Source organism: Methylobacterium nigriterrae (assembly GCF_037106235.1).
Lineage (GTDB): Bacteria > Pseudomonadota > Alphaproteobacteria > Rhizobiales > Beijerinckiaceae > Methylobacterium > Methylobacterium nigriterrae.
Map to the genome: position 1 here is coordinate 1 of NZ_JBAWTG010000402.1, position 1,124 is coordinate 1,124.

At 63.6% G+C, this 1,124-nt stretch carries 1 protein-coding gene and 1 pseudogene; both read right to left on the reverse strand.

The annotated features are described in order from the left end of the window. Positions 1-129 (reverse strand): annotated as a pseudogene (locus tag WDW90_RS37400) (heat-shock protein); the annotation flags it as partial. Positions 130-770: 641 nt separating this feature from the next. Next, on the reverse strand, positions 771-914 hold the full coding sequence (locus tag WDW90_RS37405; protein ID WP_336492770.1) for a hypothetical protein: 144 nt from the start codon (positions 912-914) through the stop codon (positions 771-773). Between the last annotated feature and the right edge of the window lie 210 nt (positions 915-1,124).

The window sequence follows — 1,124 nt, forward strand, 5'->3', positions numbered from 1 at the left end:
CACCTTCTCGATGTTGTAGGGTGGCCAAGCGGCGGAGGGCTCGACCCGCTCGGCCTGGGTGAGCAGATCGAGAAGCCGGTCGAAACCGACGGACGAGCGAAACAGGGGCGCAACGTCATAAGTCCTCATAACCACATCCTCCATTGAGCAACGTGATGACGAGAGACGCCGGACACCGGGTGACCGGCGCCCACCGCGCGAGCCCTTTCGGGCCTCGCACGCGCGTAACGCGGCGCCGGCGCTTGGGTTCCGCGCTCTGCCGAAGAATTTTTCGGTCTCGCAAGGGGTGGTCCGGTGACCATTCCCGGCCGGATGAAGCCGCAGAAGGAACGAGCTGCGCGGCCTGTCAAAGCTCAGTCTGCGGCCGCTCGCGGGCAGGATCCCTCAGCCAGAGGCCGTCTCAGAAACGCATTTGTATCGAGCAGTCTCGTTTGAGGGTCGTTTCCGATCGATGACGGCACCTTTTACAAGCTTGGGCCCGGCGGTGTTGTGGGTGACTTCGGGCCGGCGCTGCCCAAGCAGGATCTTGGGTCAATCGGCACCGCGCCCGATAACGAGCCAGCTCTGAGCCAGGCATGCCGGTCAACCTCTGACCGGACGCAGAAAACCCCGCCCCCTTGTGGACAGGGGACGGGGCCTTTCGCATCCTAGCCAACCACTTAGTTCCTGATTGGAGGGATTGGCCTCCAACGGAGGGGTCGACCTCCTACTGAGTCAATCGAGGATGTCGGCAGGGGTTCAGTGCCCGCTGGTTATTTTCTCCGGCCACGTCAGACCGGGGTGGGCGACGAGGGCGCGGCAGCCTCGCCCGGCAGCTTCACTGCGCCGAGATCGGCACCGGCTTCCTCGACCGCGCCTTGGACACCCTCAACCGGCTTCCGAGCCTCGACCGCCGCAAGGCCTGGGCGAGCCACGCCGGCCTCTCCCGCCCGTCAGCACCTGCAGTGGTCTGAGCGATCAGCATTGAACGGATTTGAGACGGTCTGGACCATTTCACACGGGCAAGCCCTCTTGGAACGCTTGACCACCCGCAACTTGCGTTAGCATCCTGAGACTGAAAGGAGAGGTGTGGGCGCTCAAGAGGCAGAACCGGGCTTAGAAGAAAGCCAAACATGGGTGCAGAC